The sequence below is a fragment of the Flavobacterium sp. genome, assembly GCF_036759525.1.
In the GTDB taxonomy this organism is placed as follows: domain Bacteria; phylum Bacteroidota; class Bacteroidia; order Flavobacteriales; family Flavobacteriaceae; genus Flavobacterium.
Window position 1 is genome coordinate 16680 of the sequence record NZ_DAIOUN010000011.1, and the last position, 25643, is coordinate 42322.

The 25643-nt window shown below is 34.1% G+C and carries 24 protein-coding genes; 1 reads left to right on the forward strand and 23 read right to left on the reverse strand.

All coding sequences use genetic code 11. The annotated features are described in order from the left end of the window. From hisH to fabG, 18 genes are all read right to left on the reverse strand, one after another. Nucleotides 1-582, reverse strand: coding sequence for an imidazole glycerol phosphate synthase subunit HisH (gene hisH, locus V7M80_RS08720; protein ID WP_333695499.1), 582 nt, complete (start codon nt 580-582; stop codon nt 1-3). 138 nt (nt 583-720) lie between these two features. Then, the gene (gene hisB / locus V7M80_RS08725; protein WP_333695500.1) at nt 721-1860 is read right to left on the reverse strand and encodes a bifunctional histidinol-phosphatase/imidazoleglycerol-phosphate dehydratase HisB; all 1140 of its coding nucleotides are present in this window, start codon (nt 1858-1860) and stop codon (nt 721-723) included. Beyond that, complete coding sequence (gene hisC / locus V7M80_RS08730) at nt 1832-2893, reverse strand: histidinol-phosphate transaminase (RefSeq protein ID WP_333695501.1); 1062 nt, start codon at nt 2891-2893, stop codon at nt 1832-1834. The genes hisB and hisC overlap by 29 nt, the downstream gene beginning before the upstream one ends. 48 nt (nt 2894-2941) lie before the next feature. Beyond that, nucleotides 2942-4222, reverse strand: a complete 1281-nt coding sequence (hisD, locus tag V7M80_RS08735; protein ID WP_333695502.1) for a histidinol dehydrogenase — start codon at nt 4220-4222, stop codon at nt 2942-2944. A gap of 35 nt (nt 4223-4257) precedes the next feature. Further along, on the reverse strand, nt 4258-5115 hold the full coding sequence (hisG, locus tag V7M80_RS08740; protein WP_333695503.1) for an ATP phosphoribosyltransferase: 858 nt from the start codon (nt 5113-5115) through the stop codon (nt 4258-4260). Between the two features lie 253 nt (nt 5116-5368). After that, nucleotides 5369-6187, reverse strand: coding sequence for a prohibitin family protein (locus V7M80_RS08745; RefSeq protein WP_333695504.1), 819 nt, complete (start codon nt 6185-6187; stop codon nt 5369-5371). Between the two features lie 76 nt (nt 6188-6263). Further along, nucleotides 6264-6764, reverse strand: a complete 501-nt coding sequence (locus V7M80_RS08750) for a hypothetical protein (protein WP_333695505.1) — start codon at nt 6762-6764, stop codon at nt 6264-6266. Between the two features lie 12 nt (nt 6765-6776). After that, on the reverse strand, nt 6777-7892 hold the full coding sequence (locus tag V7M80_RS08755) for an efflux RND transporter periplasmic adaptor subunit (RefSeq protein WP_333695506.1): 1116 nt from the start codon (nt 7890-7892) through the stop codon (nt 6777-6779). After that, the gene (locus V7M80_RS08760; protein WP_333695507.1) at nt 7892-12232 is read right to left on the reverse strand and encodes a CusA/CzcA family heavy metal efflux RND transporter; all 4341 of its coding nucleotides are present in this window, start codon (nt 12230-12232) and stop codon (nt 7892-7894) included. The genes V7M80_RS08755 and V7M80_RS08760 overlap by 1 nt, the downstream gene beginning before the upstream one ends. Nucleotides 12233-12320: 88 nt before the next feature. Further along, a complete protein-coding gene (locus V7M80_RS08765) occupies nt 12321-12698 on the reverse strand; it encodes a hypothetical protein (protein ID WP_333695508.1) in 378 nt (125 codons plus the stop codon). Between the two features lie 66 nt (nt 12699-12764). Continuing rightward, entirely contained in the window at nt 12765-14111 is a 1347-nt protein-coding gene (locus tag V7M80_RS08770) for a sensor histidine kinase (RefSeq protein WP_333695509.1), read from the reverse strand. A gap of 46 nt (nt 14112-14157) precedes the next feature. Continuing rightward, nucleotides 14158-14820, reverse strand: coding sequence for a response regulator transcription factor (locus tag V7M80_RS08775; RefSeq protein WP_333695510.1), 663 nt, complete (start codon nt 14818-14820; stop codon nt 14158-14160). Next, a complete protein-coding gene (locus V7M80_RS08780) occupies nt 14817-16136 on the reverse strand; it encodes a DUF3570 domain-containing protein (protein WP_333695511.1) in 1320 nt (439 codons plus the stop codon). Before V7M80_RS08780 ends, V7M80_RS08775 begins: the two co-directional genes overlap by 4 nt. A 116-nt stretch (nt 16137-16252) precedes the next feature. After that, the gene (locus V7M80_RS08785) at nt 16253-16462 is read right to left on the reverse strand and encodes a DUF4266 domain-containing protein (RefSeq protein WP_333695512.1); all 210 of its coding nucleotides are present in this window, start codon (nt 16460-16462) and stop codon (nt 16253-16255) included. 78 nt (nt 16463-16540) lie between these two features. Next, entirely contained in the window at nt 16541-17524 is a 984-nt protein-coding gene (locus V7M80_RS08790) for an FAD:protein FMN transferase (protein ID WP_333695513.1), read from the reverse strand. Then, nucleotides 17524-17958 (reverse strand): thioredoxin family protein, encoded by a 435-nt coding sequence (locus V7M80_RS08795; RefSeq protein WP_333695514.1) that lies wholly within the window; start codon nt 17956-17958, stop codon nt 17524-17526. The genes V7M80_RS08790 and V7M80_RS08795 overlap by 1 nt, the downstream gene beginning before the upstream one ends. Before the next feature lie 78 nt (nt 17959-18036). Next, complete coding sequence (locus tag V7M80_RS08800) at nt 18037-20064, reverse strand: hypothetical protein (protein WP_333695515.1); 2028 nt, start codon at nt 20062-20064, stop codon at nt 18037-18039. Between the two features lie 374 nt (nt 20065-20438). Beyond that, nucleotides 20439-21185: a 3-oxoacyl-[acyl-carrier-protein] reductase gene (fabG, locus tag V7M80_RS08805; RefSeq protein ID WP_333695516.1), complete on the reverse strand. Its 747-nt coding sequence runs from the start codon at nt 21183-21185 to the stop codon at nt 20439-20441. A gap of 196 nt (nt 21186-21381) precedes the next feature. On the opposite strand from fabG, the gene V7M80_RS08810 reads away from it, so the two are divergent. Then, nucleotides 21382-21852, forward strand: coding sequence for a hypothetical protein (locus tag V7M80_RS08810; RefSeq protein WP_333695517.1), 471 nt, complete (start codon nt 21382-21384; stop codon nt 21850-21852). A 46-nt stretch (nt 21853-21898) separates the two neighbouring features. On the opposite strand, the gene sucD is transcribed toward V7M80_RS08810, so the two are convergent. From sucD to lpxA, 5 genes are all read right to left on the reverse strand, one after another. Then, complete coding sequence (gene sucD / locus V7M80_RS08815) at nt 21899-22771, reverse strand: succinate--CoA ligase subunit alpha (protein WP_333695518.1); 873 nt, start codon at nt 22769-22771, stop codon at nt 21899-21901. Between the two features lie 122 nt (nt 22772-22893). Further along, on the reverse strand, nt 22894-23256 hold the full coding sequence (locus V7M80_RS08820; RefSeq protein ID WP_333695519.1) for a nuclear transport factor 2 family protein: 363 nt from the start codon (nt 23254-23256) through the stop codon (nt 22894-22896). Nucleotides 23257-23281: 25 nt separating this feature from the next. Then, nucleotides 23282-24211: a UDP-3-O-(3-hydroxymyristoyl)glucosamine N-acyltransferase gene (locus V7M80_RS08825; protein ID WP_333695520.1), complete on the reverse strand. Its 930-nt coding sequence runs from the start codon at nt 24209-24211 to the stop codon at nt 23282-23284. A gap of 20 nt (nt 24212-24231) precedes the next feature. Next, a complete protein-coding gene (gene efp / locus V7M80_RS08830; protein WP_333695521.1) occupies nt 24232-24798 on the reverse strand; it encodes an elongation factor P in 567 nt (188 codons plus the stop codon). A 59-nt stretch (nt 24799-24857) separates the two neighbouring features. Beyond that, nucleotides 24858-25643, reverse strand: coding sequence for an acyl-ACP--UDP-N-acetylglucosamine O-acyltransferase (gene lpxA, locus V7M80_RS08835; RefSeq protein ID WP_333695522.1), 786 nt, complete (start codon nt 25641-25643; stop codon nt 24858-24860).

Genomic DNA, 25643 nt, shown 5'->3' on the forward strand with positions numbered 1-25643 from the left:
TTATAGGTTGAGAAAGTTTTTCAAAATTTGTTCTCCGAAAAAACCGCTTTTTTCAGGGTGGAATTGTACTCCGTAAAAATTATTGCAGTTCAAAGCGGTGCTGTATTCGCGTTCATAATTTGTGGTTGCAATGGTGTTTTCAGATAAGGGTGCATAAAAACTGTGAACCAAATACATAAATTCGTTATCTTTAATTCCTTCAAACAATGGCGACTTTAGATTATATATCGTATTCCAACCCATTTGTGGGACTTTCACTTCGTTTGAAAACTTCACTACATTAACATCAAAAATTCCTAATCCATTCGTATTGCCTTCTTCGGAGTGTTTACACATCAATTGCATGCCCAAACAAATTCCTAAAACCGGTTGTTTTAGTGTTGGAATCAATACATCTAATCCACTATCCACTAACATTTTCATGGCACTACTCGCCTCGCCTACACCCGGAAAAATAACTTTATCAGCTGTCTTTATGGTGTTCCAATCATTAGAAACAATTCCATCAAAACCCAGTCGTTCCAAAGCGAATAAAACGCTTTGCACATTTCCGGCTCCGTAATCTATAATAGCTATTTTCATTAGTTTTTGTTTCAGGTTTCAAGTTTCAGGTTTGCTTCGCCAATCGCCCTTTGGGCTCTTGTCAGGTTTCAGGTTTCAGGTTTCAAGTTTCAAGTTTCAGGTTATTCAACAAAACAACTTGAAACTTAAAAAAATTATTTATAACATTCCTTTTGTACTTGGTAAAATCATTTTCTCTGCATCTCTTTTAACTGCGGCTTTGATGGCTTTCGCGAATGCTTTGAAAATCGCTTCAATTTTGTGGTGTTCGTTAAAACCTTCTGCTTTGATGTTTAAGTTGGCTTTGGCTCCATCGGCAAAAGATTTAAAAAAATGGAAAAACATTTCAGTTGGCATATCTCCGATTTTTTCTCGTTTGAAATGAGCTTGCCACATTAGCCAAGAACGTCCGCCAAAATCGATGACAACTTGAGCCAAACAATCATCCATTGGGAGACAAAATCCGTAGCGTTCGATGCCTAATTTATCACCTAATGCTTTGGCAAAAACTTCGCCTAACGCAATCGCTGTATCTTCGATTGTGTGGTGTTCGTCAACTTCTAAATCGCCTTTGACTTGGATGTCTAAATCCATTTGACCGTGACGTGCCAATTGATCCAACATGTGGTCAAAGAATGCCAAACCTGTTTTGATGTTACTTTTTCCGGTTCCGTCTAAATTTAAAGTGATGGCAATATTGGTTTCATTTGTAGTTCTTTTTATGGAAGCGGTTCTTTGTTCCAATTTCAAAAATTCATAAATCTGTTGCCAATCTGTGGTTTGTAAAGCGATTGCATTTTGGAGTTCTTCCCATGAGGTTGTGGTTTCATTTCCGCCCAGATTTTCTTCGTTTTTGATGAAAATTGCTTTCGAGCCTAGGTTTTTTGCCAATTCTACATCGGTAATTCTATCGCCAATTACAAAGGAGTTTTCTAAATCGTAATCCGGATTGTTCAAGTACTTCGTTAACATTCCGGTTCTTGGTTTTCTGGTTGGAGCGTTGTCTTCCGGAAAACTTCTGTCGATACAAATTTCATCGAATCTTACACCTTCATTTTCAAATGCTTTTAGGATGAAATTTTGGGTTGGCCAAAATGTATTTTCCGGAAAACTTTCAGTTCCTAAGCCATCTTGATTGGTGACCATAGCTAATTCGAAGTCCAATTCTTTGGCTATTTTACTCAAGAATTGAAACACTTTGGGATAGAATTCTAATTTGGTTAAGCTGTCCAATTGGTAATTTTCCGGTTCTAGAACTAACGTTCCATCTCTATCTATAAATACTACTTTTTTTGGCATTGTTGAAGGTTTTTAGTAATTCCATAATTTGTTCGTTTTCTTCTTTGGTTCCAATACTGATTCGTAAACAATTTTCGCATAAAGGTTGATTGCTTCGGTTACGAACCACTACTCCATTATCTAAAAATTGTTGGTATCTATAATTCGCATCATCCACTTTTATCAAAATAAAATTGGCATCCGAAGGATATATTTTCTCAACAAATTCACATTTTGAAAGGGCTTTGATAAGTATATTTCGTTCGATTTTTATTTTTTTTACTTGAGTTGGCATCGAGTTTTGCATCAACTTTTTTACTGCTGTTTCTTGAGACAAAACATTAATATTATAAGGTGGTTTGATTTTATTCAAAACCGAAATAATTTCTTTGGAAGCATATAAAATTCCAATACGTAAACCCGCCATGGCATAGGCTTTTGACAAGGTTTGGGTGATCATCAAATTTGGAAAATCTTTCAAAACACTTAACCAACTTTCGTCTTTGGAGAAATCGATATACGCTTCATCAATTACCACTAAACCTTTGAATTGATTTAGAATTTTGATCACCGATTCTTTGGTAAAAGAATTTCCTGTTGGGTTGTTTGGTGAACACAAAAAGATGATTTTCGTATGGTTATCTACAGCATTTAGAATCGCTTCAACATTAGGCTGAAATTCCTCACTCAATAAAACTTCACGATTTTCAATCGCATTAATATTGGCTAAAACCCCATACATTCCATACGTTGGTGGCAATGTGATGATATTATCGCGATTCGGTTCACAAAAGGCTCTGAAAATCAAATCTAAGACTTCATCGCTACCATTTCCTAAAAGAATATTTTCTTTTGAAACCTTATTTTTATCCCCAATTATTACTTTTAGTTCTTTCTGCTGCGGATCCGGATAACGATTCATGCCATTAGAAAACGGATTTTCATTTGCATCTAGATAAATCATTTGCTTTGTAAACTGTTCAAATTCGTCTCGTGCAGAGGAATAGGGACTCAGTTTTTTAATGTTTTCTCGGATTAAAGATTCAATATTCATATTTTATGTCTTTATTATGTGATTTCTCCTTACGTCGAAATGACAATTCTAGTTATTTTTTAATCTTAATGTAACGGCATTTTTGTGAGCTTGTAAACCTTCGGCTTCTGCCATAGTTTCAATAGCTTTTCCAATGTTTTGAATACCAATATTTGATATTTTTTGGAAGGTCATCGTTTTTAAGAAACTATCCAGATTTACACCGCTATAACTTTTAGAATAACCATTTGTTGGTAGCGTGTGATTGGTTCCTGAAGCATAATCACCGGCACTTTCCGGTGTATAATTCCCAATGAAAATTGAACCTGCATTTTGAATGCCATCAACGAAATAATCTTCATTCTTAGAACATACGATAAAATGCTCTGGACCGTATTCATTAATTAATGATAACGCCGTTTTTTCGGTTTCAACGAAGATTAATTTAGAATTTTGAATGGCCACTTGTGCGATTTCCTGTCTGGGAAGCTCTTTTAATTGTTTGTATATTTCTTCTTCTACATCATTCAAAATATTTTTATTGGTAGTAACCAAAATTACTTGGCTGTCTTTTCCATGTTCGGCTTGACTTAATAAATCAGAAGCTACAAAACTTGGAATAGCGGTTTCATCTGCATACACTAACAATTCACTTGGACCAGCAGGCATGTCAATTGCTACGCCGTTTTGGGAAGCAAATTGCTTGGCAATCGTTACAAATTGATTTCCTGGTCCGAAGATTTTATACACTTGCGGAATGGTTACTGTTCCGAATGTCATTCCGGCAATCGCTTGTATTCCACCCACTTTGTAAATTTTTGATACGCCACACAAATCGGCAGCATAGAGAATTGCTGCATTGATTTTTCCATTTTTATCCGATGGCGAACACAATACAATTTCTTGACAACCTGCTAGTTTTGCAGGAACGGCCAACATTAAAACCGTTGAAAACAAAGGAGCCGTTCCGCCAGGAATGTATAAACCCACTTTTTGAATGGGACGTTTTTCTTGCCAACACGTAACTCCAATAGTCGTTTCTACCACAATTTTATTTGTTTTTTGAGCGGCGTGAAATTGTTCGATATTTGATTTCGCTAATTGAATGGCTTCTTTTAATTCGGAAGTAACTTCATTTTTAGCCATTTCAATTTCTTCTAGTGTAACTTGGATATTTTCTAAAGTTACGCCATCAAAAAAAGAGGAATACTTAGCAATGGCTATATCGCCTTTATTTTGTACTTCTTTAAAAATTTGCTTTACTGTTTCCTCAATATCGTTGAACGATTGTGTAGGTCTTTTGCAAATTTGAGCCCAGGTTTCGGGTTTTGGGTTGTATATTTTTTTCATAAGTCAATATTCTAAATTCTATTATCAATTTTCTTTTACAGAACCATTTTTTCAATTGGGCAAACCAAAATTCCTTCAGCTCCGGCTTCTTTTAGTTGGTCAATAACTTCCCAAAATTTATCTTCGTCAATTACAGAATGCACACTACTCCAACCTTCTTCTGCTAATGGCATTACTGTTGGACTTTTTAAAACCGGAAGAATTTTACTGATTTCTGCAATTTTATTATTGGGTACATTCATCAAAATATATTTTGATTTTCTTGATCGTAATACGGCTTGAATTCGGAATTGAAGTTGGGCTAAAACTTGTTTGGCTATATCAGAAATTTGAGGAGAAACGGCTAATACGGCTTCGCTTTTTAAGATAACCTCTACTTCTTTTAAACCGTTTTTGAATAACGTACTTCCGCTTGAAACAATATCTACAATCGCATCTGAAAGTCCGATGTTTGGTGCAATTTCTACCGAGCCAGAGATTTGGTGAATGTCTACGGAAATTCCTTTGGAAGTAAAATAATCTACTACTGTTTTTGGATAGGAAGTGGCAACACGTAATCCGTTTAAATCTTGAATGGAATTGTAGTTGAAATTCTTTGGAACCGCTACCGAAACTTTGCATTTGGAGAATCCCAGTTTTTCGGCAATTTGAATGTTTTGCCCTTTTTCAACCAAAAGATTATCTCCTACAATAGCAATATCTACTACTCCATCAATCAAATATTGAGGAATATCGGAATTACGCAAATAATAGACTTCTAAAGGGAAATTGGATGCCGATACTTTGAGTTGATCGTTTCCGTTGTAAATTGAAATTCCACAATCTCGAAGAATTTGAATACTTTCGTCGTGAAGTCGACCTGATTTTTGAATGGCGATTTTTAGTGTGTTCATTTTTAAATTTTGTTTTAAAAAAGTACACCAAGGGATTTTAAAAATGCTGAATACGAAAAAACCCGCTTGATGTACTCAAACGGGTTTCTGATTTATATGGTTACATTACATAGCATCATTACTTCGCTTGAGCGGAGGTATGATGGTGATGATGTAATTGAATTGAAAACATTATTGTTCTATTTTGTGCTACAAATGTAATGACTAAAATTTTTAGAAAACAAAAAATTTAGAAACTTTATGATTTGTTGAACTATTGATTCCCTAAAATAATTGGCATTCCGTCTTTACCGGAACCAATGACAATAACTTTAGTATTCTGAGATTTAGACAATTCTAAAGTAGCTTGAATGCCTTTTTCTTGCAAAATTTTGTCTGTTAAAGAAGCACTTAAAATTTGGTTGGCACGGGCTTTACCTTCGGCCTCAATGCGTTGCCGTTCGGCTTCTTTTTGAGCTTTTTCTAAGCGGAATTCGTATTCTAAACTTTCTTGTTCTTGTTTTAATTTGGTTTCAATAGCCGACTTGATTGTAGCCGGTAAAGTTACATCACGAACTAAAACTTCATTGAGTTGCACGTATTGATTGGCTAAAATCTTTTTGGTTTCGGTAAAAATTTCATCTTGAATGGCATCGCGTTTGGTAGAATACAATTGTTCCGGAGTATAACGTCCTACTACACTTCTTGCTGCCGAACGAATGGCTGGACGAATAACCCTTTCTATGTAATTCTCGCCTTTTTCTTTGTGCAATTTTCCGGTATTTTCATACTGCGGATGAAACCAAGCCGTGGCGTCTAATTTGATTTCCAGACCGTTTGATGACAACACTTGCATTTGCTCAGATATTTCCTGTTGCCGAACTTCATAGATAAAAACATCATTCCAAGGAGCAACCAAATGAAATCCTTCGCCCAAAGGGGGCTCATCTGTAACTACACCTCCATCAAAAGTACGATAAAGCACACCGGCTTCACCGGATCCAATGGTGATAGTTGATTTTATAAAAAAAATGAGGAGTAGAATAACTCCAATAACGGTAGGAATGATTTTAAAATTGAATTCTTTTTTCATCTCAAGTAAGTTTGGTTTACTTTTTATACGCACATTTTAGCAAATTGTTACAAAAAAAAACGCATTGAAAATCAAATCAGTTATCATCACTTTCTTTTTCGTGAGCATAAACTTCGGGTAATGTGCTATCAAACTTATCTGAAGTTCTAATTTCTGTATGGCGAATTTCACCTCCAGAAGTTCCTACAAACTTAGAAAACACCAAACCTGCGAGAGCCAAAACCAGAACCAAATAAGAAACCAAACTCGCCTTTGCATGTTTTTTGGTATGGGTTACCAAACCGGCAATAGATAGTAATCCTAAAGCATACAATACTTTCATATACTTTTCAGCCAATTCTTCGTGCTCGTGAATGATGTCGTGCGATATGCCTAATTCTTCCACTATTTCCTCGGCTCCTTCGCCTGTCATCATTGTAGCTTTTGCCATAATCATACAAAAGATGAACATTACATAAGCCGTATTAACTAAAATAGTTTGTTTTTTTATAATTCCGTATGCTAAAATTCCGATTCCAAAGAATAATCCGATGATTGGAAAGTGGTTAAAAACCAGGTGTAAATGTGCTTGATTCATAATTTCTAATTTTTAATTCGTTAATTCGAAAACTCCTTTTACTAAAATTTTTGATTCTTGATGTATATTTTCATCTGAAATTATTTCAGTATGATGTTCTGAAACTTCTCCTATTTGTACTAACGTTTTCTTGAAACTATAGTTATTGTTCGCTTCTTTCACAAGTAAAAGTACAAAATTCTTGTCACCACTTTTTTTTACGGCTTCATTTGGTACACTTAAGCCTTTTTTTGTTGCGATGCTAATTTTAGCTTCGGCAAACATTCCAGATAATAATTTTTCTTTTAATTCTGGTTGTAATAAGCCGAAAACCGAAATACTTCTATCTTTATTTTCGATTGATTTTCCAACGGTTTTTACTTTAGATTTGTATACGTCTTTTGAAGCTTGAGGAATCGTAAATTCGATATTTTGTCCTTCTTTAATTTTTAAAATATCACTTTCAAAAACATTTAAACTCAATAATAAATGTTGCGTATCAACCACTTCCATAATCACATCTGAAGGCGACATGAACATTCTTACATTGGCATTCATTACCGTGATATCTCCAGAAATTGGAGCTGTTAAAGTAATTACTGAAGTAAATTTACCTTTCTCAACATTAGAAGGGTTGATATTCAATAACAATAATTTTTCTCGCAAACCTTGATACATTCCTTTTGCTTGGCGGTAATCGCTTTCTGCTTTAAGATAGTTTTTTTGAGAAGTGATTTTTTCATTGAATAAGGTTTTCTGACGCTCAAATTCCGATTTTAAGTAATTGATTTGTTCAGCAACTTCTACATAATCTTTTTGAATATCTAAGTATTCTGTGTTTTCAAGTGTTACCAAAACTTGTCCTTTGGAAACTTTATCACCCACTAAAAACTGAGAAGATTTTACATAACCACCAATAAAAGGCGAAATTTTAGCCCTATATTGTGGTGGAACATCAATTTTTCCTGATGCAGAAACAGTGACGTTAAACTCCTTTTCAACCAAAGTGGCTATTTCCATTTTGGAAGATTGAAATTGTTCTTTGGTAACTGTTATAAATCCATTATTTGGAGTTACAACTTCGGTTTTTTCTTCTTTGCAAGAAATGAATAATCCGATTAGTGCTATTAAAATGCTATTTTTTATCATTAGTTCTCGATGTTTAGGTAATATAAATCTAAAATAGTTGTGTTGTATTGCTTTACGGCATCCAAATAATCTACTTGAATTGTTGTAGCATTTTCTAAACTTAAAATGTATTGAAAAAAGTCAATTTCGCCGTGTTTGTAACTGCTGTCAGCTACTTTTATGATTTCTTCTGATACTTTTTTTCCATACTCATTGTAGTAAGATATAGCTTGTTGTTGCTGTTCAACTTCTTGTTGTTTTTGTTTGATGTAAGAATCTATTTTAGTTTCTTCTTGTTTCTTTTGGGCTTCCCAAGCTTGGGTTTCTAGTTTGGCAACTTTTGATTTTGCAATATTTCCGTTGAATAAAATGGGTACAGATAATCCCACTTGAAAACCATATAAAGATTGAGACAAACCATTGTTTCTTCCTTGAAAATATTCCAAATTAAAATCGGGTAACCAATTTTGTTTTTGTAAACTTTCATTTGATTTGTAAATTTTCGTAAATGATTCTAAATGTGAAACATATAAATCTTTACTTGAATTTAAAGTTACAGTTGAAATAGGCTCTGAAATTGTATTTGAAATTACTATTTTTTCATCACTTTGCACTAAGGATTGCAATACTTCTAATTGTGCTTTTTTCTCTTTTTCAAGTTGTGATAACTTGGTTTTGATTTGACGAAATTTTGCTTCAGCGGTAATTTTTTCTAAATAATTGGTTTCGCCTAATTCAAATCTTCTATTACTTGCTTTTGAGAAATTTTGGTACAAACTATCTAAGTAACGATATAATTTTTCTTGATGTTGTACATTCACAATTTGATAATATACTTGTGAAATTTGTAATTTCAGTTGGTTTTGCTGAATTTCAAATCCGGTTTTTTCTTTTTCATATTCTGCTTTATATAATTTCTTTTTAGCACCATAAACCGTTGGAAAAGCAAACTTTTGTTGGGCTCCAAAAACTTTTAAAGGTAATTCGTTTAAAGCTAAGTTATTTTGATCATAGCTATAATAAACATTCGTTTTTTCGAAATCATATGCTAATTTTGTTGCTTGTTTTGCTTTTTCGATTTTTAGTTGACCTGCTTTAATTCCAGCATTGTTTGAAATGGCTTTTTGGAATATACTATCTAGTTCTGAATTATTTTGTTGTGAAAAACCTATAAATGGCAATAACATAAAGATCAGTAAAACGTCTGAATTTTTCACTTTTTTAAATTTTGGCTTCTTGAATTCTTTTTCATCAAAAATTTTGAATAAAATTGGTAAAACTATCATAGTTAAAAGAGTTGCGGTAAACAATCCTCCAATGACAACTGTTGCTAAAGGGCGTTGCACTTCTGCTCCTGCCGAAGTTGAGATTGCCATTGGTAAAAATCCAAGAGCTGCTGCCGAAGCAGTTAATAAAACGGGACGTAATCTATCGGTTGTTCCTTTTAAAATGAGTTCATTCATATTGGTCATGCCTTGATGCTTTAATTCCTTAAAATGTTCGATTAAAACAATTCCGTTCAATACTGCAATTCCGAAAAGTGCAATAAATCCAACACCTGCCGAAATACTAAACGGTAAATCGCGCATCCACAAGAATAAAATTCCACCTACTGTAGATAATGGAATAGCTGAATATACCATCAAAGCTTCTTTCACCGAACCAAAGGCGAAATGTAACAATACGAAAATTAAGAATAATGCAATTGGAACAGCTATCATTAAACGAGCTTTGGCACTTTGAAGGTTTTCAAATTGTCCTCCATACGCTACTCGATAACCATCTGGTAAATCAATTTTGGTTTCAATTATTTTCTTCACATCATCTACAACACTTTGTAAATCTCGGTTACGAACGTTGATTCCCACTACAATTCTTCGATTGGTATCATCTCTAGAAATTTTGGCTGGACCTTCGGTATATTCAATTTTTGCTAATTCTCGCAATGGAATTTGTTCACCGTTTGGAGTAGTAACATAAAGATTTTGTAAGTCTTCTAAGTTTTTACGATTGCTTTCATCTAAACGAACTACCAAATCAAATCGTTTTTCTCCTTCAAATACATTTCCGGCTGTTTTCCCTGCAAATCCTAAAGCAATCATATCATTCAAATCGGCAATATTTAGACCGAATTGGGCAATTTTACTTCTATCATATTGCACATACATTTGTGGTAAACCTTCTGTTTTTTCTATGATGATATCCGATGCACCTTCCACATTTTTAATTGCTTTTTCAATTTCGTGTGCTTTTTGGGCTAAAATATCTAAATCTTCTCCGAAAATTTTAATCGCCACATCAGAACGTGAACCTGAGATTAACTCGTTAAAACGCATTTCGATAGGTTGTGTAAATTCTACTTCCATATTCGGAATTTGTTTTTCAATTGCCACTTTAATTTTATCTGCTAATTCGTCTTTAGAATCGGCTGAAACCCATTCCGATTTTGGTTTTAGTTTTACAATTACATCACTTTCTTCCATACTCATGGGATCGGTTGGTACTTCCGCTGCACCAATTCTACTAACAACTTGAGAAACTTCAGGGAAATTTTTAAGAATTATAGCTTCAATTTTTGTAGTGGTTTCAATGGTTTTGGTTAATGAAGTTCCTGTTTTTAAAACGGGTTGAATTACGAAATCTCCTTCGTCTAATGTGGGGATGAATTCGCCTCCCATTGTACTAAATACACCAACTGCTAAAACCAATAATCCTACAGCACCATACATAACTTTTTTAGTATTATCCAAAGCCCAAGTAATTACGGGTAAATACCAAGAATTCAATTGGTTAATCAAACGATTGGATAACGAATTTGGATTTTCTTCTCTAGGTTTTAAAAACAAAGAAGCAACAACTGGAACATAGGTAAAACAGAATAACATCGCTCCAACTAAAGCAAAACTAAACGTCATTGCCATAGGTTTGAACATTTTACCTTCTACTCCAGAAAGTGACAAAATAGGGATGAAAACGATTAAGATAATCAACTGTCCGAAGATTGCCGAATTCATCATTTTTGAAGCACTTTTGAATGTGATTTGATCAATTTCGTCTTGACGTTTTTTTTTAGTTAATCCAACTAATTGATTTGATTTTGAAGCAATTTGAAAGGCTATAAATTCGACAATAATTACCGCACCATCAATGATAATTCCAAAATCGATAGCTCCCAAACTCATTAAGTTCGCATCGATTTTAAGAATATTCATGAATGAAATAGCAAACAACAAACACAGCGGAATTACAGAAGCTACAACCAGTCCTGAACGCCAGTTTCCCAATAAAAGAACTACTACGAAAATAACAATCAAACAACCTAAAATTAAATTTTCGGCTACGGTGAAAGTAGTTTTACCAACTAATTCACTTCTTTCTAAAAATCCATTGATATAAACGCCATCCGGTAACGTTTTCTCAATTTCAGCAACACGATGTTTTACGTCATCAATTACTTGTTTGGAATTGGCTCCTTTTAGCATCATCACTTGACCTAACACCTTCTCTCCTTCTCCATTTCCTGTGATAGCTCCAAAACGATTGGCATGTCCGAATTTTACTTGTGCAATATTTTTCACGTAAACCGGATTTCCGTTTACATTTTTAACGACAATATTTTCAATATCTTCTAGTTTCGCAACTCGACCTTCTCCTCGAATAAAATAACTTTGATTCGTTTTTTCAATGTAAGAACCGCCTGCAATGCTGTTGTTTTTCTCAATTGCTTCAAAAAGTTCGTTAACCGAAATATTCATCGCTTTCAAACTCGAAGAATGAATGGCAATTTCGTATTGTTTCAAATAACCACCCCAAGTATTGATTTCTACAACCCCTTTTATTCCAGATAATTGACGTTTTACTACCCAATCTTGAATAGTTCGTAAATCGGTAATCGTGTAGTGGTCTTTGAATTCAGGTTTAACTTCTAAGGTGTATTGATACACTTCTCCTAAACCTGTTGTTATGGGGCCCATTTCAGGAGTACCAAAACCTTGTGGAATTTTTTCTATAGCGGTTTTGATTTTTTCAGCAATTAATTGTCTTGGTAAATACGTTCCCATGTCTTCTTCAAAAACGATGGTTACAACAGATAAACCAAATTTTGAAATTGAACGAATTTCTTTTACACCAGGTAAATTCGCCATTTCTAATTCCACGGGATACGTGATATATTGTTCGATATCTTGTGTTGAAAGATTTCGAGAAGTAGTGATAACCTGTACTTGATTATTGGTAATATCAGGAACAGCACCAATAGATATTTGGAATACCGAAAATATTCCATAACCAAAGACTCCTAGGGTAAAAAGGAGTACAATTAGTTTGTTTCGCAAACTTAAAGCAATTATTTTTTCTAACATTTCAATAAAATTATAATAAACGAATAGTATTTATCTGGCGAACCAATAAACACATTAACATCATTAAAATGATTATTTACAAAAAATGTTAGGCTATTTTAGGGGGTAACCAAATGGAAGTGAGTGGAGAAGATTCGACTAAATCCCTGTAAAAAAAATGTCTTTTGGAACCTAGGTAAAAATTGGTGATTTGTATTTTAATGGTTTCAAAAGAAATAAGAAAAATAAGGTTGGATGTTGATTCTATGGTTTTAAAAGGTAAATCCTGATGGCTATCATGATTGTGATCGGAATTTTCGGAATAGTGTAATTTAATAAAATCAACAAAAGATAAAGATGAAGCAACAGTTGAATTTTTATGTTCTTGATAGTGCTCAAATAAGTTTGGGATTTTCAATAATTGCCCTACTGATGTGTTAGCACACATAAATACTGAAATCAGAAAAAGAGCAATTAGCTTGTTCATTTGATAAAATCAAGAAAGATTTACCATACAAAGATAAATAATAAAAAATAAGGAATACCTTAAGAACTACTTAAGTTTAGTAGAAGGTAAAATTAAATTAAATGTAGTTTTTTCATTTAATTTGCTTTCAACAAAAATTTTGAAATCTAATACATCACAAAGTCTTTTTACGATAGACAAACCCAAACCGGTGCCTTTAATTTCCGGATGCTTGGAAAAATCAGAACGGTAAAAAGAATTGAAAATTTTATTTAAATCCTGTTCAGAAATCCCAATTCCGTTATCAGTAATTGTTAAATTGATTTCTTTATTTATTTTATGTAATTCTATTTCAATAATACCGTTTTTATAGTTATACTTCACCGCATTTGAAATCAAATTCTCTATGATAATTGACAAGAGATAATTATCTGATTCAATATAAATATCATCTTCAAATTGAGTGATGACGCTTATTTTTTTAGCTTCGATTTTATCGGAATATCGAGATAAAGTATCTAAAACCAAAGCATTCAAATATACACTTTCTTTTTTACTATTGCTTTTCTGATTTTCAAATCGAGCCAATAAAAGCAACTGGTCTACCATTTTATTTAATCGATCTACTTCGTTAATACAAAAACGAATTTTGTCTTTATATTCCTCTTCATTTCTAGGTTTACGAATGAGTACTTCCATCGTGCCTTTAATAACTGCCAAAGGTGTTCTTAATTCATGTGAAGCATCGGAAGTGAACTGTTTTTCACGATCAACAGCATTTTCAATTCGATTTAAAAGACTGTTAATGTTCTCGGATAAAATATACAATTCATCTTTGTTTTGGGGTAACGGAATTCGGCTTTTTAAATTGTCTTTGGTAATTTGATTAGAGGTTTCAATTATCGTTTGGACGGGTTTAATACTTCTTCCGGCAAAAAATCGAGCAATCAAAAACAATAAAAAAAGAATTAAAGGAAAAGTAATTAAAAGAATGTTTTTTAATATCAATACAATCTCAAAATCCTCCAACGACATGGCAACTACCAGAAATCCAACTACTTTGTTTGAATTGAGAATGGGTGTTTGAATTTGCCTGATGGGAATGGAATTTAATTCTGAATTGACAAATGCATCATTTTTTGATGAGTCAAACAACTTTAAATCAGACTCTTTAAGATTGGGAGATTTATCGATGGTTTCGCCATTGGTATCATAAAATTGCACAAAAACCGGATTCACACTTATCGAATTGTGTTCTCTGGCTCTCCATTGGTCCACTTGAATGAGATAGGTATCATTAGAATCGGTAGTTACATCATCCAAATGTTTCATCAATTCGTCATACACTTCTTCGTTAATATGATTGTTAACGCTCAATTTTACAACTTGAAAAATGGCTATAAAAACCAGGGCAATAAAAATAGAACTACTCATAATGTAGTTAAAAGCGATTCTGTTTTTAAAAGAAAAATTAAAATACTTAATCATTTGCAATGTAGCCTACTCCCCTAATAGTTTTGATTAGTTCTTGATCTTTGGTTAGATTTAATTTCTTTCGAATAGCATTCATAAAAACATCAATCACACCGGTATCGTATTCAAAATGAATATCCCAAACGTCTTCAATGATGTTGGTTCGGGTGCAAACAGAACCCTTATTTTTAATTAAATAAGCTAATAATTCAAACTCTCTCTGTGTCAAATTTACTTCATTTTTATCTACAAACACTTGAAAAGTATTTTTATCCAAAACTATATTGCCCAACGTTAAGACTTTATTTTCGTCTTTATTTCTAAAATGAATTTTAATGCGTTCCAATAATTCTTCAAATGAAAAAGGTTTTTTGATATAATCATTGGCACCGGCTTTGAGTCCTTCAATGGTTTCTTGAATGGTATCTTTTGCGGTTAAAAAAAGAATGGGCGTTTGCGTATCTTTCTTTCTAAAGGCTTTACAAACCTCCAAACCGGAAAGTTTGGGCAACATCCAATCTAAAAGAATTAAATCCGGTTGTTCTGCGAGAGCTTTTTGTAAACCCTCTTCTCCATTTGAAGCTAAAGAAATTACGTAATTTTCTTCCTCCAATCCTTGTTTTAAGAAAGAGGCGATTCCGGATTCATCTTCTATGATTAAAATGTTCATTTGTCTAATACAAATTTAATTCCAAACGACACGATATCAGCTTCCAATCCATCACTTCTGGAGTAATGATTGTATCGGAAATCTAAGTTTTTTATACCAAATTTCCAAATTTTAGCGGCTGTAAAAATATCGGTATAACTTACTCCCATTCCATATTGATGAGCATCAAAAGAAGACAAATCATAGTCTGACGTATAATATTTCTCAGTGGATAAATGTTGTTCGTACGGAGCAAAATATTTTGAGGCTTGTTGCGTGTAAAAACGATACATCGGAATTAAGGTAAATCGGTCGGTAATTTTATACGGTAATTCTAAACTAGCCGTATGCGAGTTAATACCCCAATTATCCGTGTAAAAACGATAATAAGTCCGTAACACCAATTTCTCATTTACATAATAATTCAAACGAGCTCCGAGGGGTAATTTAAATCGGCTATCGGGCAATCGCTCAATGTCATCGGCCAATTGAAATTCGTTGATAAAAGCATTGTCAACATCGGCAAAATAAACGCGTTGATAAGGTGTAGAAAGCAATCCTTGCTGTTGCAAAACATCAGCAAAAATTGAAATTTGCGTCTTTTTATTCAGTACTTGCGAAAAACTGAAAGACAAAGCAAAGGAATTTCTGTTTTTGTCTTGATGAAAAACAAATTTAGTTGGAGCATAACTAGTGTTACCAATAATCGTAAAATTATCGAATATTCCCCCATTCAGATTATTGCCGTTATCGGCAAAATCTTGTAACTCCTTTGGATAAATGGGTTTCCAAGTATCTAAATACACATTGGCGGCGATGCCTACTTCTGTATTTTTATCATTGAATAATTTGGTTAAACCTCCTCCAAAACCAATTGAAGAATAATCATATTCCACCGAACCGGAAACATGGGCATTCCAAATGGTATTGCGATCATCTGAACTATGACTATAATTTATGACTAAGGTAGTTAAAACATCTTGAGCCGAAGCACCTGAACTCGCCTGCCATGGACTTGGTGTATTACTATCAAAAGGATTAATATTTCCTGAAGAAGCAGAAGAATAAGCCGAAATTCCCATATCTACCGTTAAAACATCGTCATCGTTTAAAGGAACTGCAACGACAATGGTTGGTGTAATATCGGTAAGTTTTTCCATTCCATTCCCACCGGCTACAGCTGAATGTATTCCGTCTTGTTTGTAATAACTCATCAAGAAATCAACTTCTATCGATTCTAAGACTCGTTTTTTGTAACTCACTTGCGTAGAATCATTCACTTGAGCAAATCCAAATGATGTGATGAATAACAAAATGAATACATTATAATTTTTCATAAAATATTTTTTTTGAACACAGATTGAAGAAATTGAAAAATGATTATAAATGCTTTAAGACTCTTAATCAAGTATTCTCAAAACCTATTAAACTTTTTAACCCTTAAACTCTTAAACTAATTACACCCACAACCACCTCCGGTTTTGCCACCATTAGCTCCTGCAGCTGCTTCACGATAGACTTGAAAATTGGTTTCAAAACGTTCGGATGGTCGTGCTGCCAATTTCATGTCCGGGTCATTTATTTTTTCTTTTTCGTATTCTTTGACCGAATTGCAGGATTGTAATGCGATTAGAATTAAGGCAAGAATTGCAGTTTTTTTCATGTTTTTTTCTTTTAACCTCACCCCTAGCGATAGCTATCGGGACTCTCCAAAGGAGAGGATAGTGAGCAAATAAATTGTTTATTCGTATTTTTTTAAATCAATATTTTTAGAAGTATGCACCACACCCTTATCATCCACAATAATACATTCAATTCCTTTGAGTTGGTTGATTAAGTCGAGACCGACGTCAACACCCAGCACAAAAACTCCGGTAGCGAGTGCATCGGCTACTTCTGTGGTTTTGGCAAAAACCGACACACTCACAATGCCCGAAGCAGGATAACCAGTTCTTGGATCTATAATATGTGAATAGCGTTTTCCGTTGAAAGTAACATACTTTTCATAACTTCCGGAAGTTTCTACCGCACTGTCTTCTAATGGAAAAGTGGCAAATACTTTATTTTTATTAATGGGATTTACAATAGCTACCGTCCAAGGTTTGCCATCAGGTTGTTTTCCCCAAGCGAAAATATCACCCGAAACATTGACAATCCCTGATTTGCAACCACTTTCAATCAATAAGGCTTTAATTTTATCGGCAATATACCCTTGCCCTATTCCACCCAAACCGAGTTTCATCCCTTTGTTTTTCAGAAAAATAGTCGATTCTTTTTCGTTTAAAATGATGTTTTGGTAACCCACTTTCGCAACCGAATTTTTTATGGCTTCTTCGGTTGGCATTTCTTTCATGCTACCATCGAATTTCCATATTTTATCCATCGAAGCATACGAAATATCGAAAGCACCATACGTTAATTTTGAAATTTTAATTGCTCTTTCAATCAATTGAAATACTTCTTGATCAACCCTTACTGGAGTTATTCCGGCATTTTGATTAACTTGAGAAATTTGTGTAGTAGGAATCCAATCGGAAATTAAATGCTCAATACGTTTTACTTCATCAATGGCTTTTTGAATAAAATAATTTCCTTCAACTGTATCTTGAGCCACAACAGTCATTTCAAAAGGACTGCCCAACATTTTTGTTTTTTGGGTGTAAACCATTTGTGCCGACAAAACGGAAGAAAAAAAGTAAGCTAGTATGAAAAATAGAAATCTCATTATTTTTCAGCTGAATGGATTAAGGCAATATAAGCAGAAGGTGAACTATTTTTAAAACCGAACATGCCCAGTACTTTTCCAGAAGGATCTAACAGAACAACCAATGGAAAACTACCCTCTTTATTGTATTTTTCAGCTAATTTTTTGTTTTGTTCAGTCCTCTCAGGAGAAAGTTGATTTGCCTTTTTCTTGGGGAAATCGGCTTTATAGATAATCCAACTGTTTTGAGCTTCCGTCTGAAATTCAGGCGACATCCAAATGTTTTTTTCCAGCTTCATACAAGGTGCACACCAATCGGAACCGGAAAAAACTAAAAGTATATTTTTATTTTCTTTTTGGGCAATAACTTTGGCCTCTTCAAAATTTGTTTGCCAATTTTGAGCCATTAAAACCGTATGACTGCAAAGAAACAAGAGAAACAAAACTTTTTTCATCCGTTGAATTTTTATGTAAAATTAACGGAAAAGTGAGAACTATATTGAATGATTTAAATGAATTAAGCGAATCTTAAGTTACAACAAACCATTGTATTTGCGAATAAACCACTCTAAAGCCAATGCCAATACAATAATCATTAACAACCAAACCCAATCAATAATAGGTGTTTTTTTGACAATCTCTTTTTGAATAGGTTTGTAAAGTTCGGTTTCTGTTAAAACTGAAATTAAGTCTTTAACTTGATTTGACAAATAAATTGTACCGTTGGTAAGATTTGCCAACTGATTTAACTTGGCATAATCCGGATTGACAAATTGCTTTTCCATATCAAAATCAAGTACTTCAAAAAACCCATTATAAGTGGTCTTTGAGTTATTCTCGGTAACAGAAAAAGAATAAGAGCCGGCAGCCAAACCATCTAAATTAACTTTAAACGAATTGGCAGCACGAATCAAATCGTAAGATTTAATTTGATTGGTGTTTTTATTTTGAAGGGTAATGGTTAATCTTGCTTTGGTATCAAACTCAAAATTTTTATTGAAATATTGAGCTTCTATTTCTATAGCATCACCTGAATTATAGAAATTTTCATGCGTAACAATTAATGATTTTCTCGAAGAATTTGAAGCTAAAAATTGAATGGTTTTATCGGTAAAAATATCAAATTTTTCAAAGGAGTTTTCATCCAAATGGCTTTGCATTCGCCACTTCCAGATATTCTCACCAAAAAGATATACGTTTCGCTTACCGGCTTGTTCGATGTAGGATAATAAAGGGGCTTCAAGATTTACATTACGTACACGGGAATTGAGTAATGTATTACCGTTTTGGGTACTTGTTATGGTTCCGAAAGGATTTTGCAAAGGCGGAAAATTTTCAAATCCCAAATTATCAATTGAAAAAAGATTAAATTGGGTTGAAAAAGATGCTAAATAATCTTCCTTTTGAGAACTCATTTTAAATAAAAAATGAGATTGATTCTGATTTAAAAATTCAAAATCAGTATGCAATCCGGTAATAATCCAAGTGTTCAAACCTTTATTTTGAGCATATTCCCATAACGGTTTAAAAGTGGCATTGGGTTGATAAAAAACCACCACATTAAACTTATCTAATGATGGATTTTGAAGAACATTTAAAAGGGTTACTTTTCGCTGTTCATTTGATTCAATTGCTCTTTTTAAAGCACCTAAATCGGGGTGGTTAATGGAAGAAACTAAAGCAATTTCGGTTTTTTGATCGATTATTTCAACGGCAAAATTCTTACTATTGTTGTATTTGTTTTTCTCCGGTTGGGTGGTATTGATTTGAGCTTTAAATATTTGTACTCCAACTTGATCGGCAGGAAGTAAGACTGAAATGATTTGCGATTTTTTTTGAGCAGAAAAATCAACTAGCTGAGTGTGTAGTGTTTTAGAACCTTGACTCACAGTTAATGAAGCTGCTAGTTTTTGATTCCCTGAATAGGTTACAAAAATTTCAACGGGAAATTTATTTTTGTAAAAAGCGTATTTATTAGCGTTAAGATTACTGATTTTTAAATCTAAAACCGAGGTCGTATCACCCAAAACCACTGGAAATATAGGCTTATTTTCTTCAAAAGTGTAAACGTAATCGTTCCCTTGTGTTTGGTTACCGTCTGTAAGTAAAATTGTAGGGTGAATTGTGTTTTTAAATTGTTGTTTTAACCTTTTTCCAATTTTATCTAAACGCGATTGTTTGCCTTTAAAATCTATCGTATCATTGGATTCAACCTCTTCAGAAAAACGAAATACCTGAACAGCATATTGGTCTTTAAGTTTTGAATTTTGAGTTATCTCTTTTACTAAATTTTGAGTTTCTGTATCAAATTTTAGTTCTTTTATTGATGACGAGTTATCTACAACTATGGGAAGTGGAATTTTTTGAGTTTCATAGGTTTTGTGGGTAATAATAGGATTGATAAGTAAGAGTAACAACCCAAAAACACCTATAAAACGTAAAAAAGCTAAAACCCAAACACTATGGGAATGGATTTTAGTTTTATAAAAATACTGAAAAAATGATACACTTCCGGCTAATAATACTGAAAGTAAGAGTAAAAGCACAGTTGATGATGTCATTTTTGGTAATTAGTGATTAGTAAATTGGTGATGAGCAAATAATGCTAAATTTCTTGTTTCAATGAATTTTTCTTTATTGCTCGTTTTAGCCCCGATGGTAGTGGAAAGCTTTTTAAAGGAAAATTTTTAGTTTTGTGGCCAACCAAAAGCGACCAAAGGAAGCTTTATGGGTGGCTTACAAAACTTAATTTTTCTTGAAAAACTTGTAACGGACAGCGGGAATAGCTTCTCATTAGTTGTCTGTTGTCAGTTTTCGATTTTCTGATCTACTTTGCAGGAGTTTGGCATTGCCTGTTCGCTATTGTTCGGTTTTTTTCGACTACGTTATCATGCGAAATGACAAACTATAACTGAAAACTGCGACTGAAAACTGACTACGTCAGCATACCTCCATCTACATTCATAACTTGTCCGGTTACATAAGCACTCAACTCTGAGGCCAGGAAAAGACAAGCATTGGCCACATCTTCGGGAGTTCCACCACGCTTAAGTGGGATAGAATCTCTCCAGCCTTGTACCACGTCTTCGTTTAATTTTCCGGTCATTTCCGTTTCGATAAAGCCTGGTGCAATGGCGTTGCAACGAATGTTTCGTGAACCTAACTCTAATGCAATTGACTTGGTAAAACCAATCATCCCTGCTTTAGATGCCGCATAGTTGGCTTGTCCGGCATTCCCTTTCACACCAACTACCGAACTCATATTGACAATAGAACCTTTGCGATTTTTCAACATTACTTTTTGTACGGCTTTAGTCATGTTGAATACGGATTTTAAGTTGATTTCGATTACTTTATCAAAATCTTCCTCAGACATTCTCATCAAGAGATTATCTTTTGTAATACCGGCGTTGTTAATTAAAATATCTATAGTACCGAATTCTGCGATTACATCATCGGCTAATTTTTGAGCTTCATTAAAGTCGGCCGCATTTGATTTATACCCTTTTGCTTTAACTCCTAAAGCATTGAGCTCATTTTCTAAAACCAAAGCTGATTCTGCCGATGAACTGTAAGTAAATGCCACTTGGGCTCCGTGTTGTGCAAAAACTTTAGCAATACCGCTTCCAATTCCGCGACTGGCACCGGTAATAATGGCAACTTTTCCTTCTAATAATTTCATGATACTTTGTACTATTTAATCAGTAATTTATTTTAAAAGCCAAATATACTAATATTTTATACGCCACTAAAAGTAAATATATAATGTTCTATAGGAATTTATGACTTTATTCTATTTCCCAACAAGTGATTGAAAAAACAACTTTAAAAAAGTTAGATTTGAAAGGAAGAAAGTATATTTGTAAAAAATCAATCTAATGAGATATTTACTTATTTTACTGTTAACCACATCAATGTGGGCACAAGATCATCATTTCAAAGCGGCTCGTAAGGAAGTAACATGGACTATGACTTATCAATTACCGGAGGGCGATGTCATGAAGCTTCTCCCAAAAAACAATAAGAAACTTATTGTAAATGAAGGTGAATTTACCGGTCGCGGTGTAAAATTTAACTGTACTTGTAAAGAAGGTTCGTGGTATTTTGAACAAGCTTTTGATTTGCAATTTGAAATTACTTTGGTAGAAGGTGGCTACAGTGTTACTGTGAGTGATATAACTTTTGAAGGTGAAGGAGAAAACAATGCCAACAATAGATTGGAAAATTATGTTTTGCGAATCGGTCAGAGTGTTTTTCATACAACCAAAAAAAATATAACCAATTTAATATGTTTAGATGCTTATCTCGAGAATGTGTTTAAAGTACCGGGAGCATCGGTAGTCAAATAAAAAGAGACCTCAATGAGGTCTCTTTTTTTATTGCAATAAGGAAGTATTATCCTAAAACTTCTTTTACTTTTTTACCGATTTCGGCAGGAGAGTCTACTACATGAATTCCGTTCTCTCTCATGATGCGTTTTTTGGCTTCAGCAGTATCATCTGCACCACCTACGATGGCACCGGCATGCCCCATGGTTCTGCCTTTTGGAGCTGTTTCTCCGGCAATAAATCCTACAACCGGTTTGCGGTTACCGTCGGCTTTAATCCATTTGGCAGCATCAGCTTCTAATTGACCTCCAATTTCACCAATCATAACGATACAATGAGTTTCTGGATCATTCATTAATAATTCTACCGCTTCTTTAGTGGTTGTACCAATGATTGGATCTCCACCAATTCCGATAGCTGTAGTGATTCCCAAACCTTGTTTCACTACTTGGTCTGCTGCTTCATAGGTTAATGTTCCCGATTTAGAAACAATACCTACATTCCCTTTTTTGAATACAAAGCCGGGCATAATACCTACTTTGGCTTCTTCGGGAGTGATAACACCCGGACAGTTTGGACCAATTAAGCGACACCCTTTTCCTTTGATGTAATTGTAAGCCTTAATCATATCGGCAACAGGAATACCTTCGGTAATGGTGATAATAACTTTAATTCCCGCATCTGCAGCTTCCATAATGGCATCGGCTGCAAAAGCCGGTGGTACAAAAATAATGGTAGTATCGGCTCCGGCTTGTTCTACTGCATCTTTAACGGTGTTAAAAACCGGACGATCCAAATGAGTTGAACCTCCTTTACCCGGAGTAACTCCGCCTACAACATTTGTACCGTATTCAATCATTTGTGACGCGTGAAAAGTTCCTTCACTTCCGGTAAAACCTTGTACAATTATTTTTGAATTTTTATTAACTAAAACACTCATGGTGGTAAATTTAAATTATTTTGAAATGGTAGTGCAAAAGTAATTCTTTACAAAATTAAACCTACCATTTTTTTGTCTTTTTTTTTATGATTTTGCTAATTTGATATACAGTATGATCAAAATTAGGGTTGTTGACTCATTTGAAAACCTTTGTATAATGTATTGTTTTCAACTTCCCAAATCACCATAAAATGAGCCAAAATATGAATGTGATTGGGATTTTCTATAGTAGTTGCAAAATGTGTGTAATGTACAGTCACCAAATTAGCTTCTGCAACTACTTGGTGCAATTGAATAACGTGTGAAGTGTAATTGTTTTGCAAATCGGTTGCCAATTGAAAAAGCTCTTCTTTGTTCTTCGTTACAAATCCTTTACTACTATTCCAATTTAAAATGACATCGGAATGTAAAAAACCTTTTAATGTTTCAGGATTATACAGGGCGTCTGAATTGTAAAAATTTAAAACTAATTCTTTTGCAGTCATAAGTACATTTTAAAGGAATCAACACTTATTTAATTCGATCCAGAATCTCGGGAATTCTTTTGATGTTGGCCAATTGCTTCAATTTCTCTCTAGACTCTTCAATGGGGGTTCCAAAATAGGTTTTACCACCTTCAATAGATTTGGTAACACCGGTTTGCCCCATTACTACCGCCTTAGAACCAATTGTAATACCACTGGTTGTTCCGACTTGTCCCCATAAAGTAACTTCATCTTCAATAACCACACATCCAGCAATTCCGGTTTGTGCAGCAATTAAACATTTCTTCCCGATGATTGTATCGTGTCCTACATGAACTTGATTGTCAATTTTGGTTCCGGCACCAATAGTTGTATCACCGGTTACCCCTCTATCAATAGTACACAAAGCACCAATGCCTACATGATTTTCAATTACTACTCGTCCACCAGACAAAAGTTGATCAAAACCTTCAGGTCTTTTCTTGTAATAAAAAGCATCGGCTCCAATAATAGTTCCGGATTGAATTACAACATTATCCCCTATTACACAATGATCGTAAATGGTAACATTAGCATGAATCAGACAATTACTGCCAATTTGTACGTGATTCCCAATACAGCAATTGGGTTGAATTACGGTGTTTGATCCAATAGTAGCAGTTGGAGAAATGGCAGATGTTGAAACTTGAAAAGGCTTGAAATACTGAGTTAACTTATTAAAGTCTCTAAATGGGTCGGTAGAAATTAATAAAGCTTTACCTTCCGGGCAATCAACTTCTTTGTTTATGAGAATTATAGTTGCCGCCGATTGTAAAGCTTTATCGTAATATTTGGGATGATCAACAAAGACAATATCTCCAGGCTCTACCACATGAATTTCATTCATACCCAGAACTGAAAAATTTTCATCTCCTACAAAATCACAATCTATTATTTGTGCAATTTCTTTAAGTGAAAAAGTCTTTGGAAATTTCATAAACTGGAGCGAGTTAGTTATTATTCTTTAACACGTTCCAAGTATGAACCTGAAGCCGTATCTATTTTGATTTTATCACCTTCATTTATAAATAGCGGAACATTAACCGAAGCTCCGGTTTCAACTTTTGCCGGTTTAGTGGCATTGGTTGCCGTGTTTCCTTTAACACCTGGTTCTGTATAAGTAACTTCTAAAACAATTGAAGCCGGCATGTCTACAGACAAAGGCATATCTGTTTCAGTATTAATTTGAACCATTACATTGGTACCTTCTTTTAACAAATCGGGAGCATCCAATACATCTTTATTCAGCGTTATTTGTTCGAAACTTTCGGTATTCATAAAATAAAACTCTGAACCCTCAGAATATAAAAATTGGAAGGTATGGGTTTCTACTCTAACCACATCAATTTTATGTCCTGCCGAAAATGTATTATCCAATACTTTCCCGTTTGTTAAACTTTTCAATTTTGTACGAACAAATGCTGGTCCTTTTCCGGGCTTTACATGAAGGAATTCAACAATTTTATAAATATCGTGGTTGTGTTTAATACATAATCCGTTTCTAATATCTGCAGTACTTGCCATTCTAATTTATTTTAATTTTTAATTTATTTACTTTTTAATAACCATTACCTTTCACCACACTAATAAACCCCCGTATATCCTTTCATAATACCTCGAGATGAATTTCTAATGAACTGAAGGATTTCATCACGCTCCGGCGAAGCTGTCATTTCGGCTTCTATAATACTAACGGCTTGAGAGGTGTTGTAATTTTTTTGATATAAAATACGATAGATTTCTTGTATTTCTCTGATTTTTTCGGTAGTAAAACCTCTTCTTCTGAGTCCAACGGAATTTATACCCACATAAGACAAGGGTTCCTTTGCGGCTTTGGTGTAAGGAGGCACATCTTTACGGACTAATGAACCACCTGATATCATGGCATGATCGCCAATATTTATAAATTGATGAACAGCCGCTAAACCTCCAATGATGGCAAAATTACCAACAGTTACATGTCCTGCCAAAGCAACACCATTTACAACTATTGCATTATCACCGATGTGGCAGTCGTGAGCTACGTGTGCTGTAGCCATAATCAAACAATTTTTACCAATAGTAGTTTGACCTGAGGCTACTGTACCTCTATTTATAGTTACACATTCTCTTATTGTTGTATTATCACCAATGATGGCAAGAGAATCTTCTCCACCAAACTTTAGGTCTTGAGGTACCGCAGAAATTACTGCACCGGGAAAGATATTGCAGTTTTTACCAATTCGGGCTCCTTCCATGATGGTTACATTAGATCCAATCCAAGTGCCCTCACCTATTACTACATTATTATTTATGGTTGTAAAGGGCTCAATTACCACATTCTTGGCGATTTTAGCCCCGGGATGTACATATGCTAAAGGTTGATTCAT

Excerpts from the sequence above, each read along its gene's own strand:
- hisH (WP_333695499.1), bottom strand. The coding sequence starts at position 582 with ATGAAAATAGCTATTATAGATTACGGAGCCGGAAATGTGCAAAGCGTT.
- hisB (WP_333695500.1), bottom strand. The coding sequence starts at position 1,860 with ATGCCAAAAAAAGTAGTATTTATAGATAGAGATGGAACGTTAGTTCTA.
- hisC (WP_333695501.1), bottom strand. The coding sequence starts at position 2,893 with ATGAATATTGAATCTTTAATCCGAGAAAACATTAAAAAACTGAGTCCC.
- hisD (WP_333695502.1), bottom strand. The coding sequence starts at position 4,222 with ATGAAAAAAATATACAACCCAAAACCCGAAACCTGGGCTCAAATTTGC.
- hisG (WP_333695503.1), bottom strand. The coding sequence starts at position 5,115 with ATGAACACACTAAAAATCGCCATTCAAAAATCAGGTCGACTTCACGAC.
- V7M80_RS08745 (WP_333695504.1), bottom strand. The coding sequence starts at position 6,187 with ATGAAAAAAGAATTCAATTTTAAAATCATTCCTACCGTTATTGGAGTT.
- V7M80_RS08750 (WP_333695505.1), bottom strand. The coding sequence starts at position 6,764 with ATGAATCAAGCACATTTACACCTGGTTTTTAACCACTTTCCAATCATC.
- V7M80_RS08755 (WP_333695506.1), bottom strand. The coding sequence starts at position 7,892 with ATGATAAAAAATAGCATTTTAATAGCACTAATCGGATTATTCATTTCT.
- V7M80_RS08760 (WP_333695507.1), bottom strand. The coding sequence starts at position 12,232 with ATGTTAGAAAAAATAATTGCTTTAAGTTTGCGAAACAAACTAATTGTA.
- V7M80_RS08765 (WP_333695508.1), bottom strand. The coding sequence starts at position 12,698 with ATGAACAAGCTAATTGCTCTTTTTCTGATTTCAGTATTTATGTGTGCT.
- V7M80_RS08770 (WP_333695509.1), bottom strand. The coding sequence starts at position 14,111 with ATGAGTAGTTCTATTTTTATTGCCCTGGTTTTTATAGCCATTTTTCAA.
- V7M80_RS08775 (WP_333695510.1), bottom strand. The coding sequence starts at position 14,820 with ATGAACATTTTAATCATAGAAGATGAATCCGGAATCGCCTCTTTCTTA.
- V7M80_RS08780 (WP_333695511.1), bottom strand. The coding sequence starts at position 16,136 with ATGAAAAATTATAATGTATTCATTTTGTTATTCATCACATCATTTGGA.
- V7M80_RS08785 (WP_333695512.1), bottom strand. The coding sequence starts at position 16,462 with ATGAAAAAAACTGCAATTCTTGCCTTAATTCTAATCGCATTACAATCC.
- V7M80_RS08790 (WP_333695513.1), bottom strand. The coding sequence starts at position 17,524 with ATGAGATTTCTATTTTTCATACTAGCTTACTTTTTTTCTTCCGTTTTG.
- V7M80_RS08795 (WP_333695514.1), bottom strand. The coding sequence starts at position 17,958 with ATGAAAAAAGTTTTGTTTCTCTTGTTTCTTTGCAGTCATACGGTTTTA.
- V7M80_RS08800 (WP_333695515.1), bottom strand. The coding sequence starts at position 20,064 with ATGACATCATCAACTGTGCTTTTACTCTTACTTTCAGTATTATTAGCC.
- fabG (WP_333695516.1), bottom strand. The coding sequence starts at position 21,185 with ATGAAATTATTAGAAGGAAAAGTTGCCATTATTACCGGTGCCAGTCGC.
- V7M80_RS08810 (WP_333695517.1), top strand. The coding sequence starts at position 21,382 with ATGAGATATTTACTTATTTTACTGTTAACCACATCAATGTGGGCACAA.
- sucD (WP_333695518.1), bottom strand. The coding sequence starts at position 22,771 with ATGAGTGTTTTAGTTAATAAAAATTCAAAAATAATTGTACAAGGTTTT.
- V7M80_RS08820 (WP_333695519.1), bottom strand. The coding sequence starts at position 23,256 with ATGACTGCAAAAGAATTAGTTTTAAATTTTTACAATTCAGACGCCCTG.
- V7M80_RS08825 (WP_333695520.1), bottom strand. The coding sequence starts at position 24,211 with ATGAAATTTCCAAAGACTTTTTCACTTAAAGAAATTGCACAAATAATA.
- efp (WP_333695521.1), bottom strand. The coding sequence starts at position 24,798 with ATGGCAAGTACTGCAGATATTAGAAACGGATTATGTATTAAACACAAC.
- lpxA (WP_333695522.1), bottom strand. The coding sequence starts at position 25,643 with ATGAATCAACCTTTAGCATATGTACATCCCGGGGCTAAAATCGCCAAG.